The following is an 8,524-nucleotide window of genomic DNA, read 5'->3' as shown; positions in this document are numbered from 1 at the left end:
TGATCAGAGCTTGAAGCTCAGCACGGTCGGCGGGGCCAAGGTAAAGGCAAATGTCATTGCGTCTCATGTCCCGAATATAGCACATCAGGCCCTCAATGGGAATCCTGTGTCAGGTGGGGAACACTAGCGCTCGAACCCGGCTTGGTGGCAACTCTCTGGCGTAGTGGTATGAAACCTGATGCTATTGTTCGCTATGTTCGAGATCTTACCGATACCAACGGAAAACTGAGCCTCCCTGGTGGACGCGGTTTTGAGATTTTGAACACGGTGATCGAAACCTTCAAATCGGTGAATAATTTTGAAACTAATGACGTGCTTCCGCAAGATCTGATAAGTGACTTGATGAAACGATGGCTTACGGCCACTCGTAGTATCAGTGTTTCATCACCCGAATTTTCAAACACGGTTTTACATTGGGCCGATTACAAGCGTTTGGGGTTGATTGGGCCAGATGGCGCAGCCGTCATTGAAAACGTGCAGCAACTGGCGCAAAAGGTTTTTGCGACCGACACGCCACCCAGCTTTGATAACTTAGTGGTGTTTACTGACCGGCAAAAATTCCCAGCTGCCAAACAAGACGGCGCGCCAAATAAAGCCCTGAAAGCATTACTCAAAAAGAAGCGAAAACAAGGGAAATTGAATCGGAAGCGTAGTCGTTGATAATAAAACAAAAAAGCTCAATACCCGCTCTGTGAGCGGCTTAAAAGGCTTGGCTGGGCACCTGTCCAACGGATGGAACACCTTCGAGACCCAGTTCAGGACTGGGCTAGAGGTCGATTTACCGTAGCCCAAATCTATTCGTCTGGGTCGGGACGTTCTGCCTCGTTTGAATAGACCTCGAAGCCCTCTTCGGCGATGCCATACAGAACTTCTAAGATTTCGAAGATTTCTTCATCATCATAATTCTTGCCTATCATTCCCAGCATCCGCCTCACGCCTGCGACAGTAATTCGTCGTTGCAGGTTTTCTCCTGTGCCCTCGGTGCCGTGATTATGCTCCGCCATGCTTTGCAGGGATGATCAGCAAAGCCTGACTGAGGGGGAGCTGGGCTTTTAATACGTGTTTGGAAAGACTTAAAAAATAAGACGGTTTTCACAGGGATTTGTGACAGCCTGACAGCAGAAGGCCCCACCAGAAACTAGCGGGGCCTTCCTATTTGAAACGGTTTTTGTGGATTACACGGTGGATTGCATGTTCGAAACCAAGGTCTTGCCCACGACCGATAGGAAGGCTCGCAGGGCACCTGAGTCAGCGCCCACGGCATGCACCTGACCATCGCTTGCGATCCGCGCCAGTGTTGCCTGGTCTGCATCATCTCCATAGGCGACGGCCACCACATTGGCGATCTCATGCAGATCCTCGATGTTCTTGTCAGTGACGCGCGACTGTCCGTCCGATAGGAACAACACGACCGGTTGCAACCAGTGCCAGCCACCGGGATTGGGCGCTGCCTTCTGCGCTTGGATCTCGGCGATAGCCTTCTTCAGAGGACTGTCGAAGTTGGTGCCCCCACTGGCCACCAGGTTAAGCGGCGGGATTGCTGAAGCCGCTACTACCGAGCAGTGCACGTAGCTGCTGTTGTTGAACGGGATGATGGTGTTGTAGAAGCCGTCTTTGTTCGATGGATCGGCCAATTGCAGGTAGAGCCCATCCAGGCCCATCAGCAATTCCCGCAGCTTGTCCCCGGTCATTGAAGTCGAATAATCCACGCAGCACACGAAGTGCTGCTTGACGTTGCCTGCGACGCCATTGGCCATGGGCTTGCGCCGAGTGACCTTCAGAACCGGCAGATTGGCATCACCGGAGCTGGGCACTCCTGTTGGCATTGTTTGGGCGCTGGAAGTGCCAGTCGTACCCAGCATCTGGGTTCCGTTTGGGGTGGGATTGATGGTCATCTAGGACCTCCTTTGTTGGTTGGGTTGAACACCCCCAACTAGCCAACCGTCGCTGATCGACCGAGCGACGGAGTTCCGTCCACGGCTGACGGGACTGCGTCCCTCACCTCAACCTAACATTTGTCGTTGCTGGCAGGCACCACACCAAAAAGGGGACGTGCCATGAAAGATCTGTCCAGATACCAGAGTTCCACAGCCTTTAAGGCCCGATATTCCGATCGCACTGGGTTTGACCTCGACGACCCCGATCGGCGCGTGCCGGTCCGTGGTCATGACCTTGCAATAACCCTCACGCCGCAGTTGCCTGGTCGCAAGGGGAAAGCGGAACAGCTTCTTCACGACCGGCTTCGCAGCGGTAAAAAAGATCGTGCGAGGGCTCTGACCTGGCTGACCCCGCTTGGTGGTCTGATTGGTTGGCCCGAGCAGTTGCAGGCCCATGATCATCATCCGCCTCTCTCGATCGTATCTGGAACTATGACGGATCAGGTCGGCACAACTTGGATCAACGACCTGCTGGGTTTTCTTGGGCAGATTGACTTCAGCCAGCCGTTGTTCGGAGTGGCCTTGGGCGGCGCGCTATTGATGACCCAGACCGTCGCCATTTTGCAGCGTCGTGCCTTTATGAATTCCGTCGCGGCGCAGATCGAAACGCGGCAGCCGGACTTTTTCCCAGAAACGCTACCGTCCGACACTAATTCGGCGATAGAGACCCGACCGACTTTCGCCTGGGAAAGCGATGCCTCCACCCGTCAGGGTCAGATTCGCGAAGAAAACCAAGACGCTGTGCTGGTGTTGCGTTTTACCGACGGCAGTTTGGTGATGATCGTCTGCGACGGCGCTGGCGGCCTTGTAGGCGGGCGTGATGCGTCGCAGACCGCCATTGCAGCCATCGGAACCGATCTGCAGCGCTGCTGGGACGAAACCGGAAATCTGTCACCGGAAGACTTAACAAGAGCTATCGCCGCAGCTCGGGAGGAGGTGGAAGGCCGACGGTTGCCAGGCGTCACCACCGCGCTGGTGGTTCTGCTGCAGGGAGACCGGATGAGCTATGCCACCCTTGGCGACGGAGGGGTCGCCGTGGTCTGGCCAGACGGCATGGTCGGGCAGGTGCAGGTGCCTCATCATACCGCTGGAATGCCCAGCAATATTATCAACGCCTATATCGGCCAAGGTTGCGTAGTTCCGCCTCGGATTGGGACCCTGCAACTGGAGCTTGGCGCTATTGTCATGGTGATGTCCGACGGCGCGAGCGACCTGTTTCCGTTTGAGGATTTTGCCCTCAACCATGACCGATATCCAAGTTTGCTTGGCCTGGCCGATATACTGCTGATGACATTGGAAGAGGCACGGGATCCGGACAGTGGCGGCTATCTGCACAGCGACAACCTGACCCTCGCACTGGCGCGGCTGGAAGCGGGAGGCGGCGATGACCAAGCGCGTTGATGTCGCCGGTGTCACCACGGTGATCGAGCAAGCCAATCTCGGGGGCGGCGGTCAGGGACAGGTGCATTTGGTGCATATGCAAAAAGAGCCGAACCGAAAGCTAGTTCTCAAGGAGTTGCGCAGCAGCATCAGCGCGCTGGCCCGGGCAGAGTACCTGTGTCGCCGCAACTTATCCGCTCTCTCTCCAGCATTCGCCGCGCCGATTGTCTGTGAGGACAAGGGGGATGGCAAAATTCTGCAGTTGATACCATTTGCCGAAGGCGTCGACTTGGAAAGTGACATCGAACGCCCCCTGCCGCAGAACCTGCAGACCTGCCTAGAGTTCGTCAGTTTGATCCAACTTCTGGAGGAAAACGGCATTGTTCACGGCGATATTGCCCCCAGCAACATCTGTATCGCCCCAAACGGCCAAGTCACGCTGATCGACCTCGACGGTTACCTGGCCGACGATCCGTCCGTGCCGCCGCCGGATACGGTTGGCCAGTGGCCGATGCTGGCACCGGAGCAGCGGAACAAGACCTGTGAACAGCCATCGCGTGAAAGCGGTTATTTCGCCATGGCCGTGCTAAACAGCATGATACTCTTCCTGCGCCACCCAACTGACGGACTGGCGGATGAACCGGCAGCAGTCGACCATTATATGTCTCTGGGGCATTGGCCTGAGCACGACCGGTTGCCTGATCCGGATGATCTGCCGATCGCCGTTCTGGGGCAGGAGCTCGCCGACCTATTCGACCGTGGCTTCAGCCTCGATGTCAAAGCCCGCCCTGGGCCCGACGAATGGCGTCGTGCTCTTGTCCGAGCGCTGCACAATTGCTGGGTGCACGATTGCGGCCAAGCCTTCGTAGCTGAAAAAACGACGACCAGTTGCCCGGGTTGCGGTGCACCAGTCACCGTTCCGGCCACTACGGCACAGTTGAGGATCCAGATTCTTCCCCATGGCCCGCGTTATGGCGTGGAGGTGAAAGACCGCACGCCGATAGTACTCGGCCGCAGCACCATGTCTGGCCTTCCTCACACCGTCTCTGGGCGGCACCTGGAAATCCTACCCTCCGGCAACAAACTTCTGCTGCGCCACGTTGGGCGCAATCCCACCCTAATCTGGCATCAGGGGCAGTGGTATCAGCTGCAAGAAGTGTGGGTCGACACGCCATCTGCTACGACGCCGATCCAGTTGCGCCTTGCTGATCTGGAGATAACTATCGAGTGAACTGTTTTGCAGGAAGGAATCACATTTGCCAGATTTTGAGGGAGAAGAGAATGCGCGAAAGCAACTGCTGATCGCACGCACAGAAACCGGACCAAAATCGGCTGCGGCGTGGATAGAGGTTGGAGAATTCATTGCTGAAAGTGATTTTGAGAATTGGTCTGGATTGACCGCAAAGGCTTGCTTTCGTGCCGCGCTCGACTTGCTCCCAGCTGGGGCTCACGATGGTTTTCGCGCCGATGCATTGTTGGGCTATGGTTCAGCGCTGACCGGTGAGGGTAGCGGCTACCGCGACGAAGTGCTGGAAGAGGCCAGTCGCTATCTAACTGAGGCCATCGCATTATTCGAAGAAATCCCAGACCCAGAGGGCGTACTAGAAGCCCGCTACTACCGCGCCTATGCCTGGACAGAATTGGTCGGCCCCACCCGCTTCAAATTTGGGCAAATGGCGATAGAAGAACTTGAAGACATACAAGAAACAGTAAAAAATTACGAAAGCGAGATATTATCTGCCAACGTCTTTTCACTGCTCGGTAATGCCTATCTTGACCGAGTAGAAGGAGACCCTCGCCAGAATAATCTTGAAGCGGAGCAAGCATTCCGTAGTGCACTTGCTGTGCATCAGAAAATGGGAAGCGTTATCGGGCGCGCTCAATCAAATTTGGATCTTGCCGTTACCTTCAATCGACGGAACGTTTTTGGTGACAACAAAGCAAACCGTAAGGCTGTTTATTATGCCAAGCGCGCCGCGAATTTCGTAGGTGAAGAAATTCACCTGGAACTTGTAACTACAATTCTCTCGACTTACGCAAAAGCCCTGCAAGACCGTGGCGGAAGACAATGGGTCTCTAACACGAAGAAAGCCGAGGCCCTGATAGCAAAGGGCATACAGCTCGCACGAGAGTCAAAAAATCTTCCCGTTGAACAGGCACTGAGGCTGACGAGAGCCCAAATTTTGTTAGATTTATGCCAGTATGCGGGGCTTGATCGTGTCATTGACGTACAAGCTGACTTAGATGCCAGTCGGGAAGGTTTGGACCCTGAGGGAGCGCTCACTTGGTGGTTGCAGTGGCAGGAGATTGCCAGCCTGCTGGCTGCAGTTACTGGCAATACCCAACGAATGATTGAAACAGCGGAAGACTCGCTGGCTCAGGTTATGACGGTATTGGAGCAAGCCGATTCCTTTGCAGAGAAGGCCGAATACCTTTCTCGTGTGAGTTTTGTGGCTGATCTCGGGATCCTGGGCCATTTGAGCGAAAATGGCCCACCGGCGGGCCTACGTTTTGCCCGACGTGTATTTGCTCGTCTGATTGGCACGGACACAGCCGTATTTGCGACTTCAGAGGGCGTCGCGGAGCTATACCTGCTGAATCCAGTAACGCCTGATTGGTCAGGGGTTTTGGTATCGGCAGGGGAGGATTGTACCTTTTATGAAATCGAAGGTGTCGGAAAAGACTTTTGGAACACTGCAATTGATGAACTTCGCCCAGGCTTCTTTTCTGGCATGTCGGCTCTGAGCAACCCTGGCGGGTTGAGCCGGTTTGCTGAGATGCTGGAGGAATGGATTTGTGCGGCGTCGGGCGCTCTTGGACCCGTGCTCTTCGATCTTCAGGTTGCTGGATATGAGGAAATAGTCGTTTTTGCGTTTGGCGGATGGTGCACCGTTCCGGTGGCCGCGCTTCAACTCCCTGGGCCGGGAGGCACAACTCTTACTGAGCAGGCGGCGGTGGTCTACGGACCAGATCAGTTTATTCCACATGAACCGCGAACCGAACGGGTTTTGCACGTCCTCGATCCACGGCTGGTTGAAGCTGAGGCAGAAAACCGGATGTTAAACACTGTTGCTTCCGAGGTGTTCAGCTGCGCTAGCCTCCAAGACGTTCAGGAGGCGCTTGCTGGAGCACAAGCGTTTGACTGTATTCATTTCACAACCCACGGGGATCATGATTTCGATTATCTCGAAGGAGCGGGTATCCGATGTGCCGATGACGGTTTGCTAACCGCACGCTGGGTGTTCGAGCATGCTAGGTTGAAAGGTGGACCACTTGTTTGCTTGGCGGCGTGTCAAACCGGGCTGAACGATTTCGCAAACCTACCGCATGAGACTTTTGGCCTTCCAATGGCCTTTCTGTCCGCCGGGGCGAGCGCTGTCCTAAGCACGCAATGGCCTGTAGACGATGTAGCGACCCGGCTGTTGCTGACCCAATTCTATCTCGAAGTCCAGGGTGGTCGAACGACGGCCAAAGCGCTGCAACTGGCGCAACACTGGTTGCGTGATGCAGACGAAGCCACATTGGAGGCTCAAAGTACCGGCAACAAGCGCTTCACGTCACTTGAGAATAATGGCCCAAGTTTGGAAGCGCCGCCTTTTAGCCACCCCTATTTCTGGGCGGGGTTCCTTTTGCATCGGGCATGATTAACAAGTAGCGGTGAAAGCCGATCAAAGGCGAGCTGGCTCGTGTCGCGAGTTCCAGCACATGTCCGGCCAGCATACGCAGATCCGTATTCGTTATGCACAATGGATCGAAACCCACTGGAAATAAGTCCTCGATCGCGAGCCCGAGCCCGGAGATGGCACAGAAGCCGAACCGCCCTTCGGTCTTTCCCATTTCAAGTGGTCGGTTCAAGCGACCGGCAATACGCCAGGGACCTTCGCCATCTTCCGAGCGTTTGGGCAGTGGTAACAGTTGCGCCCGGACGGCACGGCCATCCTCGGTCTTGCCTTCACCTCCGTCCAGAAACTCAAACACGAACGGCCGCTCTCGCGCAATTTCGGCATCAAGAAAAAGTCGGTATCCTGAACCTGTAGGAAGCACTTCGACGCCACCCTCGGCCAAGATCGGGTTGACGCCGCCCGACTGTTGGGTCCAACGACGGCCCTCGGACCGCTCAATTTCAAACCAAGGCTCGACGTTGTCAGTCACCGCGATCGCTTGCAGGGCCAGGATCGGATCAATGTCGCTCCAATTAAATTCCGTCGTCGTGCCCGGCAGCGAGGTCAAGATCTGGAACATCGAGCCTTTGAGCAGCAGGTCATCAGAGATCGCGGACATTGCGTTGTTGCCGAACACGCGCTCGAAACAGCGCCGCAGGAATTCGAGTTCGGCCTCGATCACAGGCTTCTTGTCGCCACGACAGATGTTGTCGATCCGATCATAGGCCGAAACGTCATTGACCACTTCAACCAGCTCACTTTCGCCAGTCTTCTTGTTCAGTTTTTTCTCCGTGAACGTTGTCGTCACGTACATGCGTCGGCAAATGGTGTGCAGCGTGGCACCGCGCCCGAAGACACCGATGACTAGCAGGAAGCGGAACTTCTGGCGCAGCTGTTGAGCGAGACCAACATTCGGGGCTTTGGGGATCTGTTCCTGGGTGATGCGAGGGATGATTTCAGGGATATCGTTCATGTCTTACTCCGCCGTTGGCCTACACCACCGATTAGCTGGTCGGACGGGTCCGCGTCCCGGGACGTATTCCCGTCCTCGAACCCAGATCGGTGACGGTCACCGTAAACCAGAGTTGTAGCCAAAAGCTCAGAAGTATCGGACTCGTCGAGATAATATAGCGCTTTTAGTAGCCTGATCATGGCGGAAATCCGATCGCTCAGGTGCTGTCATAATCTCGTAAGCTGTTGAAAAACTGTATTGATTCAATTAGGTTACTTTACATATCTGAGGACGTCTAGAAACCGCCCCCGGGCACCATTTCCCTGACAAAATTGACCAGTTTATATCAGAGCACAAAGTTCGATTCCCATATGTCCTCTGGACAAAACGATCATTTGGCTCGGAATGAAGCTGTCATCTTGCAAGGGCACTGGCTGCGCGTTTCCGAAAAAGTCTTGGTACAAATTGAAGTGGTCCTGCTTTTTAGGACAGGTTTGCGGCTTGTCTAAGATGCATCAGATTTATGTTCATGCCGCTTTTCGTATCTCTGCTTGCTCGAAGTATGCCGCGTCTGGGGTGCGTTTGTCGAGCGC

The 8,524-nt window shown here is 55.0% G+C and carries 7 protein-coding genes; 4 read left to right on the top strand and 3 right to left on the bottom strand.

Annotated features, from left to right (window positions below):
* The first annotated feature begins 168 nt into the window (after nucleotides 1-168).
* The gene (locus ROE7235_RS17875) at nucleotides 169-660 is read left to right on the top strand and encodes a hypothetical protein (protein ID WP_121097011.1); all 492 of its coding nucleotides are present in this window, start codon (nucleotides 169-171) and stop codon (nucleotides 658-660) included.
* 134 nt (nucleotides 661-794) lie between these two features.
* Here the strand turns inward: ROE7235_RS17875 and ROE7235_RS19975 are convergent, their stop codons facing one another.
* Nucleotides 795-1,004, bottom strand: coding sequence for a hypothetical protein (locus ROE7235_RS19975; RefSeq protein ID WP_147434257.1), 210 nt, complete (start codon nucleotides 1,002-1,004; stop codon nucleotides 795-797).
* Nucleotides 1,005-1,175: 171 nt separating this feature from the next.
* Nucleotides 1,176-1,895 (bottom strand): vWA domain-containing protein, encoded by a 720-nt coding sequence (locus tag ROE7235_RS17870; protein WP_121097009.1) that lies wholly within the window; start codon nucleotides 1,893-1,895, stop codon nucleotides 1,176-1,178.
* 162 nt (nucleotides 1,896-2,057) lie between these two features.
* Between ROE7235_RS17870 and ROE7235_RS17865 the strand changes: the two genes are divergently transcribed.
* Genes ROE7235_RS17865 through ROE7235_RS17855 form a run of 3 tightly spaced genes read left to right on the top strand, consistent with a single transcriptional unit; the run spans nucleotide 2,058 to nucleotide 6,961 of the window.
* Nucleotides 2,058-3,338, top strand: coding sequence for a PP2C family protein-serine/threonine phosphatase (locus ROE7235_RS17865; protein WP_121097007.1), 1,281 nt, complete (start codon nucleotides 2,058-2,060; stop codon nucleotides 3,336-3,338).
* Nucleotides 3,322-4,548 (top strand): hypothetical protein, encoded by a 1,227-nt coding sequence (locus ROE7235_RS17860; protein WP_121097005.1) that lies wholly within the window; start codon nucleotides 3,322-3,324, stop codon nucleotides 4,546-4,548. The genes ROE7235_RS17865 and ROE7235_RS17860 overlap by 17 nt, the downstream gene beginning before the upstream one ends.
* 25 nt (nucleotides 4,549-4,573) lie before the next feature.
* Complete coding sequence (locus tag ROE7235_RS17855) at nucleotides 4,574-6,961, top strand: CHAT domain-containing protein (RefSeq protein ID WP_121097003.1); 2,388 nt, start codon at nucleotides 4,574-4,576, stop codon at nucleotides 6,959-6,961.
* Here the strand turns inward: ROE7235_RS17855 and ROE7235_RS17850 are convergent.
* Nucleotides 6,915-7,952 (bottom strand): hypothetical protein, encoded by a 1,038-nt coding sequence (locus tag ROE7235_RS17850; RefSeq protein ID WP_121097001.1) that lies wholly within the window; start codon nucleotides 7,950-7,952, stop codon nucleotides 6,915-6,917. The genes ROE7235_RS17855 and ROE7235_RS17850 overlap by 47 nt on opposite strands.
* Between the last annotated feature and the right edge of the window lie 572 nt (nucleotides 7,953-8,524).

This window comes from Roseinatronobacter ekhonensis (assembly GCF_900499075.1).
Lineage (GTDB): Bacteria > Pseudomonadota > Alphaproteobacteria > Rhodobacterales > Rhodobacteraceae > Roseinatronobacter > Roseinatronobacter ekhonensis.
Note: the sequence above shows the minus strand (reverse complement) of the source record. Positions and strands in the feature narration are given on the sequence as shown.

What these genes read in the sequence shown, in the direction of transcription:
- ROE7235_RS17875 (WP_121097011.1), top strand. Translation starts at nt 169, where the DNA reads ATGAAACCTGATGCTATTGTTCGCTATGTTCGAGATCTTACCGATACC.
- ROE7235_RS19975 (WP_147434257.1), bottom strand. Translation starts at nt 1,004, where the DNA reads ATGGCGGAGCATAATCACGGCACCGAGGGCACAGGAGAAAACCTGCAA.
- ROE7235_RS17870 (WP_121097009.1), bottom strand. Translation starts at nt 1,895, where the DNA reads ATGACCATCAATCCCACCCCAAACGGAACCCAGATGCTGGGTACGACT.
- ROE7235_RS17865 (WP_121097007.1), top strand. Translation starts at nt 2,058, where the DNA reads ATGAAAGATCTGTCCAGATACCAGAGTTCCACAGCCTTTAAGGCCCGA.
- ROE7235_RS17860 (WP_121097005.1), top strand. Translation starts at nt 3,322, where the DNA reads ATGACCAAGCGCGTTGATGTCGCCGGTGTCACCACGGTGATCGAGCAA.
- ROE7235_RS17850 (WP_121097001.1), bottom strand. Translation starts at nt 7,952, where the DNA reads ATGAACGATATCCCTGAAATCATCCCTCGCATCACCCAGGAACAGATC.